Genomic DNA, 17,583 nt, shown 5'->3' on the forward strand with positions numbered 1-17,583 from the left:
AAGTGGAGGGGTGGGAATAAGGGAAAATGCCTCTTAAAAACAAGAAACACAAAAAGGAAGATGATGGTGGTGGATCTCCTGCTTGGATGACTACTTTTGGAGATATGATGACTTTGCTCTTAGTATTTTTTGTTCTTCTCTACTCTTTTTCTTCGATGGATGTAGAAAAATTTCGGGGCTTTATCTCGGCTTTGCAGAATCAGCTTGGAGTTTTAGATGGAGGCCAGACTATTACCCCAGATGTAAACATTGATGCAGGAAATATTGGTGAAGATTTTGCTCAAGCACCGGAGAATATTCAGCAGATTATGCAGGAGTTAGATAACTATATTGAAAGCAATAATCTAGGTGATAAGGTAAATGTAGAAAATAAGAGAAAAGGACTGGTTATTAGTTTAACCGGGGAAATACTTTATGAGTTAGGTAAAGCAGATATTAGAGAACAAGGTAAAGAAGTTTTAGCAATAATCTCGAATATTTTAATTGATATTCCAAATGATATTATGATCGAAGGGCATACTGATGACCTACCGATTAGAACAGATGAGTTTCCCTCGAACTGGGAACTATCAACTGCAAGAGCAGTAAATGTAATTAAATTTTTAATAGAAGAAAGAAATTTTAATCCAGCAAGACTATCTGCGGCAGGCTATTCTGAATATCGACCGGTTGCAAATAATAATACTGCAGAAGGAAGAGCTAAAAACCGAAGGGTTGAAGTTGTTGTTTTAAATTCACAGTACAATGAAGGAGGCAGCTGATATGGCAGATGGCCGAAATATAAATTATAAAATGTTGACATTAATAATTGTACTTGTAGTTATAATTACCGGAGTAGCAAGTTTTACTTTTTTTACTTATTTTTCTGTAGCTGATAATAGCGAAGAAGATTTTGATATTGACGATATTCGTTCTACTTATCAAGTAGGCGATTTTGTGGTTAATATAGCTAATAACAGCCGCATAAACTTTATTAGAGCAAGTCTGGTTTTTGAAATTGAAGAAGATAAGATAGTTGAAGAATTAGAAAAAAGAAAGCCCCAGATTAGAGATGCAATTATTACAACTCTGCGTTCTCAAAATGAAAGTATTTTAAAAGAGGCTAATGCTCAAACAATTAAAAAAATAATTAAATCTGAAGTAAATGATATATTACGTTCAGGAAAAATAACAAACGTTTGGTTCACAGAACTGGTTGTGCAGTAGGGAGGAATTAAGATGGCTGATGTATTAAATCAAAATGAAATTGATTCACTTCTTTCTGCAATAAGCAGTGGTAGTATCGATGTAGAAGAGGCTAAAGAGCAATCAGATGAAAAAAAGATAAAAGAATATGATTTTAAACGACCGGATAAGCTCTCAAAAGAGCAGATACGGACTTTGGAAATGATTCATGATAATCTTTCTCGAATTTTTACCACAACTCTTTCTACAAAACTAAGAAGTATGGTCAACTTTGAAGTGGTTTCAATTGAGCAGCTTGCTTATTCGGAGTTTATTAACTCACTACCTGAGCCAACAATTATAAGCATTAACAAACTTGAACCATTAAGCGGACAGTTTATTTTTGAAATTAATCCGGAAATAGGATTTGGAATTATAGATAGATTATTTGGTGGTTTTGGTAAGCCGATTTCTGATATTCGTTCTTTTACTGATATTGAGAGAGTTGTACTGCGCCGAGTTATGAATTGGCTTTTGGTTGATTTCAAAGAGGCCTGGAGTAATATTGAAGAACTGGAGCCTGAATTATTAGAATTAGAATCCAATCCGAATTTTATCCAGGTTGTACCAGATAGTGATATGACAATTATTATCACTTTGGCTGCTAAAATCGGAAATACAGAAGGATTAATAAATATTTGTTTACCGTATATTGTTTTAGAACCAATAGTTAAAAACTTAAATGCTCAGTACTGGTTTTCAAGTACTAGAGAAAAGCAGACAGCTGAACATATTGCTCAACTTAAAGAGCGTTTAAATGATGCTTTAGTTGAGGTAGAAGCAGAACTGGGAAGTACTCAGCTAACAGTAGAAGATTTTCTATATCTACGTCCGGGCGATGTAATTAGACTGGATAAAAAGGTAGAAGAAAATGCTGAACTCAAAATTGGTAATAATCATAAATATCAGGCAGTTGTTGGAAGTAAAAACCGTCATAAAGCAATACAAATTGTTGGAGTAGCAGAAAACTTATTTGAGGAGAGTGGAGTCAATGACGAATGATGGTAATTTTTTATCACAGGAAGAAATAGATGCACTAATGAACGGTCAGGATGATGAAAATAATGAAACTGAAGCTAAAGCGTTTGAATTAACTCCTGATGAGATTGATGTAATAGGAGAAGTAAATAATATTGCAATGGGTTCCTCTGCTACAGCACTCTCCACACTGTTGGATCAAAAGGTAGATATAACAACACCTGAAGTTGAATTAATGTCTTTTCAGAAATTAATTGAGGATTATGATCGACCCTGTGTTTTGGTAAAGGTTGAATATGTCGAGGGAATTGAAGGCTTAAGTATTCTTGTTTTGAATACTGAAGATGCAGCTGTAATTGCAGATTTAATGATGGGTGGAGATGGACTGGACGGACTGGAAAGAGAAATGTTAAATGAAATTTCAATTAGTGCAGTTGGAGAAGCAATGAACCAGATGATGGGGGCTGCTTCTACTGCAATGTCCAATATTTTAGATAGGTTAGTCAATATTTCTCCTCCTGAAGCAGAATTTATTAATCTAGATGATGTAATGGAAGACGGAAGAGATTGGTTTGATCCTAAAGAAGAAATAGTTGTAACTTCATTTAATTTAAAGATTGGAGATTTAATTGATAGTACATTTAAACAACTTTCTTCTTATAATTTTGTTAAGAATTTGGCTGAATCTTTACTTACCGGCCAAACGGGTTTAATGGATAACAGTACTGATGACAGTGAAGAAGCTGTGCCGACATCTGCTCTGGAATCGGAATCTGAGCCGACAAAAGAAAAGGCTGCCCCTAAAACTGCCCCTAAAACTGAATCTGCCTCCAAAAACAAGGTAAAAGCAGATGCTAACAGTGGTGGCAAGCAGAGACGAACCAGTTCGCGAAATATTTCTCCAGAAGAAAAGGTCGATGTTCATTCGGCTCAATTCCCGGAATTTAGTGAATATGAAACCCAGCCTCTACCAAATAATATGGAACTGATAAAAGATGTTCCTTTAGAAGTAACTGTAAGACTTGGTAAAACTGTAATGAAAATTAGAGATATTTTAGAATTAGGAGATGGTTCGATTATTGAACTTGATAAGCTTGCCGGAGAGCCGGTAGATCTCTTAGTTAATGGGAAATTGGTTGCTAAAGGTGAGGTAGTAGTAATTGATGAAAACTTTGGCTTTAGAGTTAAAGACATTGTTAGTCCGACTGAACGTTTAAAAACCCTTTAACCTGGTGGTGTAAAGATGAATTATATGTGGGAAACATTCAAGATGGCATTTTATTTGATTTTAGTAATTGGTTTTATTTTTGCCACCTATTATTTTATAAAAAAGCGTTTTAACTTCAGTTCAACTAAAGAATTGAAATTAATTGATAGTCTACGTCTTTTTAATGGTGAGACTATCTATTTAGTCAAAGTTTATAATGATATTGTAATGCTTGGTGGAAGTAAGGAAGAGTTGAATTTTTTGAAAAGTTGGCCAGTCTCAGAAATTGATTTTGATTTAAATGAGTTGGAAGAAAATCAGGCAGCTAAAGTTGATTTTAAAGAGAAGTTAAAAAAAATAATTAATCAGAATAAAAATTCTCTAAAAAATAAGCAAAATCAGAATTCCGACAGTGATCAAGATGAATAAGTCTTTAATTTTAACTGTTTTTATTATATTATTAATTTTTAGTCCAATTTTCACTGCAGCAGTTTCTGCTCAGAATTTTAATATACCTGATATTTCCTTTGAAATTTCAAATAACGATGCTCAAAATAATGAAGGGGAAGATTTAGTTTTATCTTTGAGAATACTGCTTTTATTAACAGTACTCTCACTTGCTCCCGCAATTATAGTCTTATTTACATCTTTTACCAGGATTATTATAGTTTTTTCTATTTTAAAAAGAGCTCTATCATTAAATAATATGCCACCAAATCAAGTTCTGATTGGGATAGCAATCTTTTTAACAATTTTTATAATGGCTCCGGTGCTGCAGGGGATTAATCAGGATGCTCTTCAGCCTTATTTAAATGAAGAAATCAGTCTGGAAAATGCTTATGAAAATACAATAACTCCAATCAGAAGTTTTATGTTTAAACAGGTAGATGAACGCTCTCTCAGCCTTTTTGCTGAGATGGCTGAGATTGACCGACCGGAAAGTCGGCAGGATCTGCCCACATATGTATTGATACCTGCATTTTTAATTAATGAAATCAAAATTGCTTTTCAAATTGGATTTTTACTCTATATACCATTTTTGATGATCGATATGATAGTTGCCAGTATTTTAATGTCAATGGGAATGATGATGCTGCCTCCAGTTATTATTTCACTTCCTTTTAAAATTTTATTATTTGTACTGGCAGACGGCTGGCATCTTTTAATTGGATCTTTAGTTGAAACTTTTAATTAAATTTAATTTACAGGGGTGGAAAAAATGGGAGAAGCAGTAGTTCTAGATATAGGTAGAGAATCTTTATATACAGTGATCTTGGTAATTATGCCTGTCTTAGGAGCTGGGTTAATTACTGGTCTTTTAGTGGCTATTTTTCAAGCTACAACTCAGATCCAGGAGCAGACTTTAGCTTTTGTGCCTAAAATATTTGCGGTTTTAGCATCTATCGGCTTTTTTGGTCCCTGGATAATGACCACAGTTGTTGAGTTTGTGCAGGAACTACTGCAGAATATTCCCCTTTATTTAGGCCGGTGATAATTCTTGCCAGAAGATATTTTAATTAATGAAAACATATTTTTATTTGCTCTTATTTTCAGCCGCTATTTAGGAATTTTCTTTTTAACTCCTATTTTTAGTAGCCAGGTAATTTTCTTCCAGGCCAAAATTTTAGTTGCTTTAAGTTTAACTGTAATCACAGTGCCGGTAGTAATTAATTCTTTTCAACCTATTTATCCTACGAATAATCTACTTGTTTTAGTAAAAATCATGAGTGAATTAAGTGTAGGGCTATTTATGGGGCTTGCAGTCTTTTTAGTTTTTTCTGCAGTTCAGCTGGGGGGACAGATAATTGATATGCGGATGGGGTTTAGAATTGCCAACGTAGTTGACCCTTTCAGCGGTATTAACTCTCCTGTTATCGGTCAGTATAAAAATATACTTTTGACTCTAATTTTTTTAGCAGTTGACGGCCACCTTTATTTAATCAAACATTTGAATAATTCCTTTAAAATTATTCCTCCAGGTGAGGTTAATTTTAATTCTCAAATCTGGATTTACTTTTTCCGGAGAAGTGCTGATATGTTTCTTTTAGCACTGAAGGTTGCAATGCCGATAGCCGGAGCAATATTTTTACTCGATGTAATACTTGCTTTTTTAGCTCGTTCAGTCCCCCAGATGAATCTTTTTATTGTTGGATTGCCGATTAAAATTTTAGCCGGGCTGCTCTTGTTATTTGTTTTGATACCTGTTTTAAACAATTTTTATTCTGAAATTATTTTTGATGTTATTAACGAAATACCTCATTTATTTCGATTGCTAAGTCCCTAAAGTGAAAGGGGTGGAATTATGGCTGATGGTGGAACTGGAGAAAAAACGGAGGAGGCTACTCCTCGGCGGAAAAAAGAAGCCCGCGAAAAAGGTAATGTAGCTAAAGGTAAAGAAATAAGCCAGGCTTTTACCTTACTGGCAAGTTTTCTCATGTTGTACTTTTTAATGCAGCAGATGATCTTTACTGTTATCAGAGAATTTAGATTTTATTTTAGTGAACTGATCATTTCTCCTTTCAGTATTAACAATGCCTATAATATTTTAATGGCTGCTTTTAGCAAAACTGTAAGGATCATCGCTCCCATAATGATTGTTTCTGCAGCTGCAGGAGTTTTAGTTAATTTTTTGCAGATAGGTCCCTTATTTACCAGTAAGCCGTTAGTGCCTGATTTCAAAAAAATAGACCCGATTAAAGGTGCCAAAAATCTTTTTTCACTCAAATCATTGATGGAATTATTTAAATCACTTTTTAAATTATTTGTTATAGCTGCAATTGCCTATAATATTTTATCACAGAATATTGATATTTTTGAAAGAAGTATTCATCAGGATTTAACACAGTCAATAGTTGTTTTAAGTTCTCTAATTAGCCAGATTGCCTTTTCGATAATTGCGGCTCTGATAATTCTGGGGATCATTGACCTTCTTTATCAGCGCTGGCAGCACAATAAAGATCTTAAGATGTCTAAATATGAGGTTAAACAGGAAAGAAAAGAGATGGAAGGTGACCCGATGATCAACCAGCAGCGTAAACAGCGTCAGCGGGAGATTAGTATGAACAGAATGATGTCTTCTGTTAAAGATGCAGATGTTGTAATCACCAACCCAACTCATATTGCTGTGGCCTTAAAATATGATTTAGATGAAATGGATGCACCTGAGATTATTGCTAAGGGTGAGGGCTTTGTTGCCCAAAAGATAAAGGAAAAGGCAAGAGAGGCTGAGGTTGAAATTGTAGAGAATAAACCACTGGCTCGCTCTCTAAATTCGATGACCGAAATTGGAGATCAAGTTCCGGTAGAGCTTTATCAGGCTGTTGCCGAAATTTTAGCTAGGATATTTAAGGAAAACAAGAAATATTAAATTTTGTTTTAAAGTTTTGAAGAAAGTTTTGGAGGTAAATAATTAGTGGATAACAGTTTAGTTTTTTCGAAAATAACTAAAAATACAGATGTAGTATTTGCTTTAATGGTAGTAAGTATAATTGTGATGTTTATTATACCTCTGCCAACTATGCTGCTTGATATGCTGCTGGCTGCTAATATTACTTTTGCAATGGTAATTATCCTGGTCAGTATTTATACAACAGAACCGCTTGATCTTTCGGTATTTCCATCGCTGCTTTTATTTGCAACTTTATTTAGATTGGGGTTAAATATTTCGACTACCCGATTGATTTTGGGACAGGGTTATGCTGGAGAAATTATAATGAGTTTTGGTGACTTTGTTGTTGGTGGAAATTATGTTGTCGGGTTAATAATCTTTTTAATTATAGTTGTTATTCAGTTTGTTGTAATTACCAAAGGTGCAGAAAGAGTTGCTGAGGTAGCAGCTAGATTTACCCTTGACGCGATGCCCGGGAAACAGATGAGTATTGATGCAGATTTAAATGCGGGTGTTATAGATAATGTAGAAGCAAAACGTGAAAGAGAAAAAATCAGGCAGGAAGCTGATTTTTATGGAGCTATGGATGGTGCTAGCAAATTTGTTAAGGGTGATGCTATTGCCGGTATTATAATTACCTTTATTAATATAGTAGGTGGATTAGTAATTGGTGTCTTACAGCAGGATATGGGTATAGCCCAGGCAGCTCAGACCTATATACTTTTAACTGTTGGTGATGGACTTGTTTCACAGATACCGGCACTTTTAATTTCTACTGCAACTGGTATGGTAGTTACTAGAGCAGCTTCCGATAATAATATGGGAAATGAAATGACAGAACAGCTTTTAAAACAGCCGAAAGCTTTATTCATTGCTTCTGGGGTGCTTTTAGTTATTGGTTTTGTTCCTGGACTACCGACCATTCCTTTTCTCTTTTTAGCGACTTTTATTGCTGTACTTGCTTATCTAATAGTTAGAACCGCTGAAACTGATAAGCTTGAGGAAAAGAAAAAACCACAGACAAAAGAAATGAGCGAAGAACAAAAACAAGAGATGCGTCAAGAAGAATTAAAACAGCTGATTAAAGTTGATAAATTAGAGATTGAGGTAGGATATAATTTGATTTCTCTGGTACTTCCCGAACAGGGAGGAGATTTTTTAGATAGAGTGAGTAATATTAGAAAACAGATTGCAGTTGAATTAGGAATTATTTTGCCGCCAATTAGAATTGTTGATAACCTACAGCTGCCGCCAGATTTGTATAAAATAAAGCTGCACGGGGTGGAACTAACCAAGTATCAGCTTTATCCAGATAAATTTTTAGCTATGGATCCCGGAAATACTTTTGAAGAAATTCCTGGAATTGAAACTAAAGAGCCTGCTTTTGGGACTGAGGCACTCTGGATTGAAGAATCCCAGAAAGAAAATGCAGAACTTGCAAACTATACAGTTGTAGATCCTGGTTCTGTAATGGCAACTCATTTAACAGAAGTAATCAGAGAACATTCTCATGAGCTTTTAGGAAGAGAAGAAGTTAAAAAGCTAATTGATAATTTTAAAGAAGATAATGAAGCAGTTATTGACGAACTGATGCCTGATTTATTAAAATTAGGTGAAATTCAGAAAATATTGCAAAACTTACTCTGGGAAAAAATTCCAATTAATAATCTGCTTATTATCTTAGAAACTCTGGCGGATCATGCACCAAGAACTAAAGATCAGAGTGTTTTAACTGAATATGTGCGTCAGGGATTATCCAGACAGATAAGCAATCAGTTTACTGCAGAAGATAATACTCTTTATGCAATTACAATTGATCCACAAAAGGAAGAACAGTTAATAAATTCAGTAGAGCAGTCTGACCAGGGACGATATTTGTCTTTAGAACCGGCTCAGGCTCAAGATATTATTAATAAAATTGTTAGTCAGGTGAAGGGTTTACTTGAAGAAGGAAGAGATCCAATTTTGCTTACCTCACCAATGATTAGACGCCCTTTGAAAGAAATGGTTCACCGGACTTTTTCTGACTTAATAGTTCTATCCTTTAATGAATTAGAATCAGATATAGACTTACAGGTACAGGGGGTAGTAAATTAAATGCAGATTAAAAGATATAAAGGAGAAACTATTCAGGATGCCATTTTTAAGGTGAAAGCAGATCTAGGTCCTGAAGCAGTTATTATAGATCGCAGAGAGTATAAAGAGGGTGGATTTTTTGGTTTTTTTGCGAAGACTAAAGTTGAAATTTTAGCTGCAGTTGAGTCTAAAACTGCTGCTGTTAATCCAGATAATATTAATCCAATCAAGGAATTTATCAATGAAGTAAAAAATACTGATAATCCCGAATCGACAAAGGGAAAAAATCTCGATATTCGTGATCAGGATGAAAGTTTTGAGTTCAAAATTCATAGAAAACTTAGTGATCAAAAAAAATATCAATCTCAAAATGAAGTAGAAATTAAAAATGAAGCTCAAAATGAAAGACAAGATTCCAGTCAGGCTTTGCGGCATGGTCAAGCTAAGAAGAGCAAAAAATCTGCGAAAGCAGCTCTGGCTGAAAAAATTAAAAGTGTCCAGAAATCTAATAATTCGATTTCTGCTGCTGATAATAATCTATATAACTATCTTTTAGATCAGGGCGTAGAGTCAAGATTTATCACAAAATTTATCAAAGAATTGGAAACAGAATTGGTTCAAAATGAGGATCTTAAAGAAAAATTGCCTGAATTTTGTCAGCAGTATTTTGATTTTAATTCCGGTATAGAAGTTGCTGGAAAGCAGAAGGTTGTTTCTTTTATTGGACCAACTGGAGTTGGAAAGACAACGAATGTGGCCAAGATAGCAGCTATTTTTTCAATGGAAAAAAATAAAAAAGTAGGCTTCATTACCGCTGATACATACAGGATAGCTGCTGTTGAGCAGCTGCAGACCTACAGTGATATTATTGATCTTCCCTTTGCAGTTTCCTACAGTGGAGAAAATCTAAAAGATTTAATTGACAGCCGATTTGCTGACTGTGACTTAGTACTGATTGATACTCCGGGAAGCAGCTGGAAAGATGAGCTGCAGCTCGCGAGACTTAAGATGTATACTGAAGCTGATTTTATCGATGAGTGCCAGCTGGTGATTAGTCTGAATACTAAAAGTAGTGATTTAAAGAGAATTATTAATAAATTTAGCATCTTTAATCCTGATCATCTTTTTTTAACTAAACTAGATGAAACTGAAAGTTATGGTGATTTGATTAACCTTAAAGAAAATTACGGCCTACCATTTTCATATTTAAGTTTTGGTCAGGATGTTCCAGAGGATATTGAAGTGGCTCAGGCTGCTAATATTAGAAAATATTTATTCGGTGATTACTATGCATAGTCAGGCTGCTAAACTAAAAGAAATGATGAAAGAAAAGGAAGAAAAAATAAAAAATAGTTTTGAAAAAAATGAAGCAGAGGAAAATGGCAGATCCACCAGAACAATAGCTGTGGCAAGTGGTAAAGGTGGAGTTGGTAAATCTACCTTTAGCAGCAATTTTGCCTATCAACTTGCCAAACTGGGGAAAAAAGTGCTGATCATTGATAGTGATATTGGGATGGCTAATCTTGATATTATGCTTGGAGTTCAGCCTAAATATGACCTGGGGCATCTGTTGCGGGATGATTGTAGTTTAGATGAAGCAATCTGTGAAGGACCGGCTGGAATCAAACTCTTAAGTGGAATTACCGGTGACGACAGTTTTATTGATTATGATAAAGATTCAATTAATAAATTAATCAATATTGGCTCGAGACTGGAAAAGGATTTTGATTATCTTCTTATTGATCTAGGGGCTGGAGCATCGAAGAGTATAGTTAATACAATTCGTTCTGTTGACGAATTAATTATAATTTTAACAACTGAACCTACTTCTGTGATGGACAGCTACAGTTTAATTAAAATTCTTTCTAAACATAATTATAAAAGACCTCTAAAGATGGTAGTCAATCAAGTTGATAGCAAAAAAGATGCTCAAAAAACTGCTAAAAGAATGATGTCAACTATTGAGAAATATTTAGGGATTAAGTCAACACTTTTAGGAATAGTAAGTTCAGATAAAAAAATCAGCTATGCAATTAGACAACAGAAACCTTTTTCAGAACTTTTTCCTGAACGCAAAGCTGCTTTAGATTTTGAAAAAATTGCTAGAAAAATTAGTGGAGAAAAGAAGCCCTCAAAAGGAGTTAAAAGTTATTTTTATAAGATGATAGGCTTTTTTAAAGGAGATACCTAAAAAGCTATTGGAGTTGAGATGATGGATAAATTAAAAGTAAATGATAAAATTGAAGTAGAATTTAAATCAGATAAATATCCGGACATCTATCTTTCAAAAGTGGCAGACTTTGTTGATGCTGGGATAGTTATCACAGGACTTTATAAACATGGCACACCTTTAGCAGTTAAAAAAGGTGATAAGATTAATGTTTACTTTACAACTGAGAGAGCTGCCTATGAATTTGAAAGCGTCGTTTTACAGAGAATTAAAAAGCCGATCTATTTTATATTGATAAAAGAGCCTAAGGAGTTAAAGAGAATACAGCGCCGTGATTATTTTAGGCTTGAGCTTGATAGAATTATGAAAGTACATAAAGAAAAAAAAGACGGCTCAGTTATGAAAAAAGAAGCTCATCTTCTAGATATCAGCGGTGGCGGTGTGCAGATTAAAGCAAAAGAAGAATTTGCTGAAGGAGATATAATAAAATTGTCTTTTGGAAGTTTATTAAATATGAGTGAATTAATTAAAGGTAAAATTGTTAGAAAATCAAAAGATGATTTTGAAACTTATAGATATGGTGTAGAATTTGTGGATATCAATGCAGGAGAAAGAGAAAAAATAATTCAGTGGATCTTTAGTCTGCAGAGACAGTTGAGAAAGAAAGGTTTAGGACAATGATTTTAAAATCCTTTTTGACTGGTTTTACCGCTTATGTGTTAACAGTGATTTATAATTTACTGCAGGGCAGTAGTTTAAAGATTGTCTTTATAAATGGAATTAAATTTTTATTTACTATTACTTTTCTTGCTTTAGTTTTTCAGATGATTTTTTTTCATTTTAGTTCTGACTCAAGTTCTGATTCAGAGGCGATAGGGGCTGAGAATGGAGATAAAAATCAGAAAAGAAATAAAGACAAAGAATCTGAAGCTGCCAAAGACAATAAAGGAGAAAACAATTTTAATCCTGATAAATTTAGCGAAGATTTTTCTCCTTTAAATCCTCCGGAAATTGAGTATGAAGAACATAATGAACAGTAATTGATTTTATAATAAATTTTACTAAAGGAAGATTACAATGCTTTTAGATGAATCATTATGGGCAAAATACAAAAATGAAGATGATCAACAGGCTAGAGAAAAGATCATTTTAGAACATATCGATTTGGTCAGATATGCAGCTGGTAGAATTATGGTTATGCTGCCCAATAATATTGAGCGGGATGATTTAGAAAGTTATGGAATTATCGGCTTAATTGAAGCAGTTGAGAATTTCGATTATCAGCGCGGCTATAATTTTTCTACTTTTGCTCTGCCGCGGATCAAGGGTGAGATTATAGACTATCTGCGCCGTAAAGATTGGCTTCCAAGTGGGATGCGCAGCCAGCTAAAAAAACTGATGCAGGCGAAGAATGATTTAAAAGCAGAAAAAGGTAAAAAGATAACAGAAAAGGATTTAGTTAAGCTTACTGACTTAGATCCTGATAGAATTAGAACTTTAGAATATTACCAGAATATTTCCGATAATATTTCACTTTCGACTGATTTTAATGGAGTAGAATTGATAGAGATTATCGCAGCTGATCTTGAAGAAGCGGTTGATAAACTTGAAAAGGAAGAAGCTGTAGAATTACTTGCTAAAAAAATAGACCGCTTAAAAGAAAAAGAAAAACTTTTAATCTCACTTTATTACTATGAAGAACTAACTCAGGCTGAGATTGCAGAGGTTATGGAGCTTTCAGCGGCAAGGGTTTCCCAACTTCACAGACAGGCCGTGAGTAGATTGAGAGGCATGTTAAGCCGTTCCAAAGAATATTTTTAGAAATTTTACTTAAAACATGATAAAATGTAAATAATGAGATTAATTATATTAGGAGGTAAGTGATTTGGAGTATCTTGAAATTGTAATCGCAGATGATAGATTAAAAGCCTTTCTAACAATTGATAAAGTAGAAGAAGATATCAAAGAAAATGAAGAAATAGATGAAGTAGAAGACACAGAAAAAAGTGAAATTAATAAAAATACTGAAGACAATCAAAATCTTAAAGAAACCGAGATTAGTCTAGAAGATGTAGAAAAAGCCCTCAGCGAAAAAGGAATTAGTTATGGAATAGATTGGGAAAAGATAGAAGAAATCATTGAAAATAAAGTTTATTCTGAAAAAATCTTAATAGCAGAAGGAAAGCCTCCTATTCCTGGAAAAGATGGGAAATTAATATATCATTTTGAAGAAAAACAGAGACAGGCAGGAACAATGCGTGATGATGGTACAATTGATTTCCACTCACTTGATTTAATTAATAATGTTCGAGTTGGTGAACCGATAGTTACTAAAGTAGATCCAGAACCAGGTAAAAAAGGTATCAATATCAAAGGGGATGAAATATTACCTCCGAAAGTTGAAAATCCTCAATTACCGCGTTCAAAAAATACTGTCAAAAAAGACAACAGCCTTTACTCAGCTGTTGACGGGCAGATAGTGCGCGAATTTCAAAAAATTGTAATTAAAGAGGTTTTTACAGTTAATGGGGATGTAGATTTAAATACAGGCAATATAGATTTTGTAGGTAGTGTTCAGATCAATGGTGATGTAAAAGAGGGTTTTAAGATTAAAGCTGAAGGAGATATTGAAATTGCTGGTAAAGCAGGAGCCTGTGAATTAATAAGTGGTGGTAATATCCTGATTAAAAAAGGATTTATTGGCCGCAATAAAGGAACTGCTAAAGCTGCTGGAGATTTTTTTGCTAAATTTATTGAAAATGTTTCTGTTGAAGCAGAAAATGTGAGAATTTATGAGGCTGTTATGCACAGCAAAATCAAGGCTAGAGATAGTATAGAAGTTACTGAGGGTAAAGGCCTAATTGTCGGAGGTAAAATAACTGCTCGTAATCAAATCACTGCAAACTTGATTGGTTCCAGTCTGGCAACTAAAACCTTAGTTGAAATCGGTATGATGCCGGAATTAAAAGAAAAACTAAAAGAAGCTAAAGATAAAAATCAGAAGCTAATAGATGATTTAAATAAAATTCAAAAAAGTGTGGAACTCTTAGAAAATATTCAGAAGCGAGGAATTAAACTTCCAGCTAATAAAAGGCATCTTTTAGAAAAGTTAGAAACTGCCAGTGTTCAGTTGACTGATGAGAAGCGGGAAAATGAAGCAGTTCTAGAGAAATTAAAAGAAGAAATAAATGTTTCAACAAAAGCACTAGTTCATGTTAAAAAAAGTATATTTTCTGGAGTTCAAATTTTAACAGCACATGATAAAAAAATAATTCAAAATAGATTAAAAGGCTGTAAATTTAAGGAAGTAAATAAGGAAATCAGACAGATTTCAGATTAAGGAGGTGAGATAATGATTAAAGGGCTCTACACAGCAGCTTCCAGTATGGGAGTTTTAGAAAAAAAGTCTAATATTCGTGCTAACAATCTGGCAAACTCAAACACCACTGGTTTTAAAAAGAGCGGAACTGTAACAAGTTCTTTTCCAGAAATGCTTTTAGAGCGAATTGAAGCTGGTAGAAATAGTGAGGAAATTGGTGAAATTTCCACAGGAGCTTTTCTGGAGAGAAGCTTTAAAGATATGCGTCAGGGTGATCTGCAGCGAACAAATAATAAGCTTGACCTTGCGATTCAGGGAGAAGGATTTTTTACAATTGAAACTGAGGCCGGTATTCGCTACAGCCGTGACGGCAACTTTACTATTAATAATAACTCGGAACTGGTAACGCAGTCAGGAAATCCCGTTCTTGATATTAATGGAGAAAGAATTCAGTTAATAGCTGATGAAGACTTTAGCATTGATCAAAATGGTGTTCTTCGTTTTAATAATGGTCTTCAAGGAAGCCAGATTGCTCTGGTTAATTTTGAAAATTCTGCAGAATTAATTCAGCAGGGAGATAATCTTTACCTGGAAGTTGAAGAAAGTAACGGATCTATTGCTTCAGAAGCAGTTTTAGCTCAGGGTTATCTCGAAACATCTAATGTTAAAATTGTAGAAGAGATGGTACAGATGATTAAAACAAGCAGGCATTATGAATCAAATCAAAAGGTAATAACAACTATGGATGAGAGTTTATCAAAGGTAATTAATGAAGTTGGTAAGGCTTAGGCTTTTAATAAGAGACTTTTATTATATTTAGTATTAAGATTTAGTTATAAATTTTGATTTAGAAATCAGCCGGACCTGTAAAGGAAGCTGAGAAACTGCTGTTGACTGATAGATACGGCAGATAAATCAATATTTATAGAAAAATAAAAATTTATGGAGTGATCAAAATGATTAGTGCTTTATGGACATCTGCTACAGGGATGAATTCTCAGCAGACAAATATTGATGTCATTTCTAATAATCTGGCCAATGTTAACACAAGTGGATTTAAAAAGTCCAAAATTAATTTTGCTGATTTAATTTATACAAATATGAGAGATGCCGGAACACCTAATGCTCAGGGAGCTGAAGTTCCAACTGGAATAGAAATAGGACATGGTTCAAAAGTAAATAGTACCCAGAAAATTTTTACCCAGGGTAATATTCAAAATACTGACAGCCCTTTGGATATGATAATTGAGGGAGATGGATTTTTTAGAATCCAGCTTCCTAATGGTAATTTTGCTTATACAAGAGATGGTTCATTTAAGATGGACAGTAATGGTGATATTGTTACTGCTGATGGCTACTATCTTGATCCTCAGATCAATATTCCAAGGGAGGCAACAAGCATATCTATTACTTCAGATGGTACAGTAAGTTATAAACCTGATGACTCAGATCAGATGATGGAAGCTGGGCAGATTCAGCTTTATAACTTTTCTAATCCAGCTGGTTTGGCAAGTGAAGGACGCAATCTTTATTCTATGACTACTGCATCTGGAATGCCCAATCAGTCAGCTCCAGGAACTAATGGAACCGGAACAATTACTCAGGGCTTTTTAGAAATGTCTAATGTGAAAGTTGTAGAAGAAATGGTAAATATGATCGCTGCTCAGAGAGCATATGAGACTAACTCAAAAGCGATTCAGGCTTCAGATGAAATGCTGCAGACAGCTAATCAACTTAAACGCTAATCAACTTTAAACTTGTTATTTAAGTTTGATTTTATTGAGGTGAAAAAGATTTGAAAAAGATTTGTTTAATTCTATTGTTACTTTTATTAATTTCTAATTCTGCTGCTGCTTTTGAACTGAAAATAGAACAAAATGAGTTTGTAGAATCTGCTGATATTTATCTCGGTGAAATTGCAGAATTTAACGAAGCTGAGCTTAATTCTGAACAGTTAATTGAATTAAGAAATTTAAAATTAGCTAAATCACCCCAGCCTGGGTATCAAAAATTTTTAAATAAAGTTTTAGTAGAACTATCTATTAAAAATTTAGGTTATGATACTGCTGATTTTAGATTAAAAATGCCCAAACAAATAACTATTGAAAGAAAAGCTGCTTATATTGATATTTCTAAAGTTAGAGCTTTTGTAGAAGAAAAGCTAACTGAGGCTTTTAAGCTTGACTCAGAAAAATTAGTTATTGAAGAATTAAATAATCCTAAAAGTTATCAAATTGCTGCCGGTAACGGTGAGTATGAGCTTCAGCTTGCATCTCATTCGCACTTTAACTTTGGTAATAACAATCTAATTATAGAAGTGGTAAAAGATAGTGTGGTTCAAAATAGATTATATTATAGATTTAAATTGGGTATTAAAAAACAGGTTTTTCGATCTTTAAAAGATCTACATTATAATTCTACCTTAAATAGAAATGATTTTGAAATTGTAGAAAAAGTAATTTATCAAAATCCTGATCAGCTGGTTAGCAGCTGGGAAAATATGCAAAAAAAAGAACTTAAAACAACTCTTAAAAAGGGAGACTATCTCAGCTATCAGTTGATTAAGAATCCTTATTTAGTTAAGTGGGGAGATCGTTTAAAAGTGACAATAGTTAAAAATAATGTTGTTTTGAGCAGTTATGTCACTGCTCGTGAGCGCGGTAAATTGGGAGATGAAATAACTGTTGAGAATGAAAATTCAGGTTACCGCTTTCAGGTAGAGGTTATCTCTGAAAATGAAGTGAAGTATTTGTCTCCCTGATAATATTATCTTTGATTTAGATTGAGGTGTAAAAAATGATTACAAAAAAAATATTAATTCTGTTTTCAATAATTTTAGTCTTAGTTTCGTCAGCTGTGAGTGCAAATTCTCTCTGGAGTGATAACTCTGCTAATTTTTATCAAGATTATCCTGAATATAAGATAGGAGATATTATTACAGTTGTTATAGAAGAAGATGCAAGTGCTATTCAGAGTGCTAATACAGGTACCAGTCAGGATAGTGATTACAGTTCCAGCGGTGGAACTGACTTTTTAGACTTCTTGCCGTTTTTTGATTTTAGTTATTCTGATTCCGAATCTGCTGATGGTTCCACTCAGAGAAGTGGTACTCTGGAAGCAGATATTACCACTAAAGTTGTTAAGATTGATGATAATAATAATTTAGAGATTGAAGGGAGAAAACAAGTTAAGATTAATGGAGAAACTCAGACGATTTTATT

20 protein-coding genes are annotated in these 17,583 nt (G+C 33.8%); all 20 read left to right on the forward strand.

Annotated elements, in window-relative coordinates; translation table 11 throughout:
* The first annotated feature begins 26 nt into the window (after positions 1-26).
* Complete coding sequence (locus CI949_RS08045) at positions 27-761, forward strand: flagellar motor protein MotB (protein ID WP_089716294.1); 735 nt, start codon at positions 27-29, stop codon at positions 759-761.
* Position 762: 1 nt separating this feature from the next.
* Positions 763-1,206 (forward strand): flagellar basal body-associated protein FliL, encoded by a 444-nt coding sequence (locus CI949_RS08050; RefSeq protein WP_089716293.1) that lies wholly within the window; start codon positions 763-765, stop codon positions 1,204-1,206.
* A 12-nt stretch (positions 1,207-1,218) separates the two neighbouring features.
* Complete coding sequence (gene fliM / locus CI949_RS08055; RefSeq protein WP_134060021.1) at positions 1,219-2,226, forward strand: flagellar motor switch protein FliM; 1,008 nt, start codon at positions 1,219-1,221, stop codon at positions 2,224-2,226.
* Complete coding sequence (fliY, locus tag CI949_RS08060) at positions 2,216-3,430, forward strand: flagellar motor switch phosphatase FliY (RefSeq protein WP_133505466.1); 1,215 nt, start codon at positions 2,216-2,218, stop codon at positions 3,428-3,430. Before fliM ends, fliY begins: the two co-directional genes overlap by 11 nt.
* Positions 3,431-3,445: 15 nt before the next feature.
* Positions 3,446-3,838, forward strand: coding sequence for a flagellar biosynthetic protein FliO (locus CI949_RS08065; RefSeq protein ID WP_089716290.1), 393 nt, complete (start codon positions 3,446-3,448; stop codon positions 3,836-3,838).
* Positions 3,831-4,604 (forward strand): flagellar type III secretion system pore protein FliP, encoded by a 774-nt coding sequence (gene fliP / locus CI949_RS08070; RefSeq protein WP_089716289.1) that lies wholly within the window; start codon positions 3,831-3,833, stop codon positions 4,602-4,604. Before CI949_RS08065 ends, fliP begins: the two co-directional genes overlap by 8 nt.
* 24 nt (positions 4,605-4,628) lie before the next feature.
* Entirely contained in the window at positions 4,629-4,901 is a 273-nt protein-coding gene (gene fliQ, locus CI949_RS08075; RefSeq protein WP_089716288.1) for a flagellar biosynthesis protein FliQ, read from the forward strand.
* Positions 4,902-4,907: 6 nt separating this feature from the next.
* Entirely contained in the window at positions 4,908-5,693 is a 786-nt protein-coding gene (gene fliR, locus CI949_RS08080) for a flagellar biosynthetic protein FliR (RefSeq protein ID WP_089716287.1), read from the forward strand.
* A gap of 18 nt (positions 5,694-5,711) precedes the next feature.
* The gene (flhB, locus tag CI949_RS08085; protein ID WP_089716286.1) at positions 5,712-6,776 is read left to right on the forward strand and encodes a flagellar biosynthesis protein FlhB; all 1,065 of its coding nucleotides are present in this window, start codon (positions 5,712-5,714) and stop codon (positions 6,774-6,776) included.
* A 45-nt stretch (positions 6,777-6,821) separates the two neighbouring features.
* On the forward strand, positions 6,822-8,894 hold the full coding sequence (gene flhA / locus CI949_RS08090) for a flagellar biosynthesis protein FlhA (RefSeq protein WP_089720245.1): 2,073 nt from the start codon (positions 6,822-6,824) through the stop codon (positions 8,892-8,894).
* On the forward strand, positions 8,895-10,169 hold the full coding sequence (gene flhF / locus CI949_RS08095; protein WP_133618016.1) for a flagellar biosynthesis protein FlhF: 1,275 nt from the start codon (positions 8,895-8,897) through the stop codon (positions 10,167-10,169).
* Positions 10,162-11,064 carry a MinD/ParA family protein gene (locus CI949_RS08100; RefSeq protein ID WP_089716283.1) on the forward strand — a complete coding sequence of 301 codons (903 nt, stop codon included), beginning with the start codon at positions 10,162-10,164 and terminating at the stop codon, positions 11,062-11,064. The genes flhF and CI949_RS08100 overlap by 8 nt, the downstream gene beginning before the upstream one ends.
* A 21-nt stretch (positions 11,065-11,085) precedes the next feature.
* Positions 11,086-11,724 (forward strand): flagellar brake protein, encoded by a 639-nt coding sequence (locus CI949_RS08105; RefSeq protein WP_223174563.1) that lies wholly within the window; start codon positions 11,086-11,088, stop codon positions 11,722-11,724.
* Complete coding sequence (locus CI949_RS08110) at positions 11,721-12,083, forward strand: hypothetical protein (RefSeq protein WP_089716281.1); 363 nt, start codon at positions 11,721-11,723, stop codon at positions 12,081-12,083. The genes CI949_RS08105 and CI949_RS08110 overlap by 4 nt, the downstream gene beginning before the upstream one ends.
* A gap of 37 nt (positions 12,084-12,120) precedes the next feature.
* Positions 12,121-12,864, forward strand: a complete 744-nt coding sequence (locus tag CI949_RS08115; RefSeq protein WP_089716280.1) for a sigma-70 family RNA polymerase sigma factor — start codon at positions 12,121-12,123, stop codon at positions 12,862-12,864.
* Positions 12,865-12,928: 64 nt separating this feature from the next.
* Positions 12,929-14,383, forward strand: coding sequence for a DUF342 domain-containing protein (locus CI949_RS08120; RefSeq protein WP_133505463.1), 1,455 nt, complete (start codon positions 12,929-12,931; stop codon positions 14,381-14,383).
* A gap of 12 nt (positions 14,384-14,395) precedes the next feature.
* Positions 14,396-15,151, forward strand: coding sequence for a flagellar basal-body rod protein FlgF (gene flgF / locus CI949_RS08125; RefSeq protein ID WP_089716278.1), 756 nt, complete (start codon positions 14,396-14,398; stop codon positions 15,149-15,151).
* Positions 15,152-15,318: 167 nt separating this feature from the next.
* Positions 15,319-16,107, forward strand: coding sequence for a flagellar basal-body rod protein FlgG (flgG, locus tag CI949_RS08130; RefSeq protein WP_089716277.1), 789 nt, complete (start codon positions 15,319-15,321; stop codon positions 16,105-16,107).
* Between the two features lie 50 nt (positions 16,108-16,157).
* Positions 16,158-17,123: a flagellar basal body P-ring formation chaperone FlgA gene (gene flgA, locus CI949_RS08135; protein ID WP_089720237.1), complete on the forward strand. Its 966-nt coding sequence runs from the start codon at positions 16,158-16,160 to the stop codon at positions 17,121-17,123.
* Between the two features lie 35 nt (positions 17,124-17,158).
* Positions 17,159-17,583, forward strand: a 425-nt coding sequence (locus CI949_RS08140; protein ID WP_290765016.1) for a flagellar basal body L-ring protein FlgH, incomplete at its 3' end; no start/stop codon positions are given.

This window comes from Halanaerobium sp., from assembly GCF_003070835.1.

Bases quoted from the DNA above. Each gene is read 5' to 3' on its own strand.
- CI949_RS08045 (WP_089716294.1), top strand. From the start codon at position 27: ATGCCTCTTAAAAACAAGAAACACAAAAAGGAAGATGATGGTGGTGGA.
- CI949_RS08050 (WP_089716293.1), top strand. From the start codon at position 763: ATGGCAGATGGCCGAAATATAAATTATAAAATGTTGACATTAATAATT.
- fliM (WP_134060021.1), top strand. From the start codon at position 1,219: ATGGCTGATGTATTAAATCAAAATGAAATTGATTCACTTCTTTCTGCA.
- fliY (WP_133505466.1), top strand. From the start codon at position 2,216: ATGACGAATGATGGTAATTTTTTATCACAGGAAGAAATAGATGCACTA.
- CI949_RS08065 (WP_089716290.1), top strand. From the start codon at position 3,446: ATGAATTATATGTGGGAAACATTCAAGATGGCATTTTATTTGATTTTA.
- fliP (WP_089716289.1), top strand. From the start codon at position 3,831: ATGAATAAGTCTTTAATTTTAACTGTTTTTATTATATTATTAATTTTT.
- fliQ (WP_089716288.1), top strand. From the start codon at position 4,629: ATGGGAGAAGCAGTAGTTCTAGATATAGGTAGAGAATCTTTATATACA.
- flhB (WP_089716286.1), top strand. From the start codon at position 5,712: ATGGCTGATGGTGGAACTGGAGAAAAAACGGAGGAGGCTACTCCTCGG.
- flhF (WP_133618016.1), top strand. From the start codon at position 8,895: ATGCAGATTAAAAGATATAAAGGAGAAACTATTCAGGATGCCATTTTT.
- CI949_RS08100 (WP_089716283.1), top strand. From the start codon at position 10,162: ATGCATAGTCAGGCTGCTAAACTAAAAGAAATGATGAAAGAAAAGGAA.
- CI949_RS08105 (WP_223174563.1), top strand. From the start codon at position 11,086: ATGGATAAATTAAAAGTAAATGATAAAATTGAAGTAGAATTTAAATCA.
- CI949_RS08110 (WP_089716281.1), top strand. From the start codon at position 11,721: ATGATTTTAAAATCCTTTTTGACTGGTTTTACCGCTTATGTGTTAACA.
- CI949_RS08115 (WP_089716280.1), top strand. From the start codon at position 12,121: ATGCTTTTAGATGAATCATTATGGGCAAAATACAAAAATGAAGATGAT.
- flgF (WP_089716278.1), top strand. From the start codon at position 14,396: ATGATTAAAGGGCTCTACACAGCAGCTTCCAGTATGGGAGTTTTAGAA.
- flgG (WP_089716277.1), top strand. From the start codon at position 15,319: ATGATTAGTGCTTTATGGACATCTGCTACAGGGATGAATTCTCAGCAG.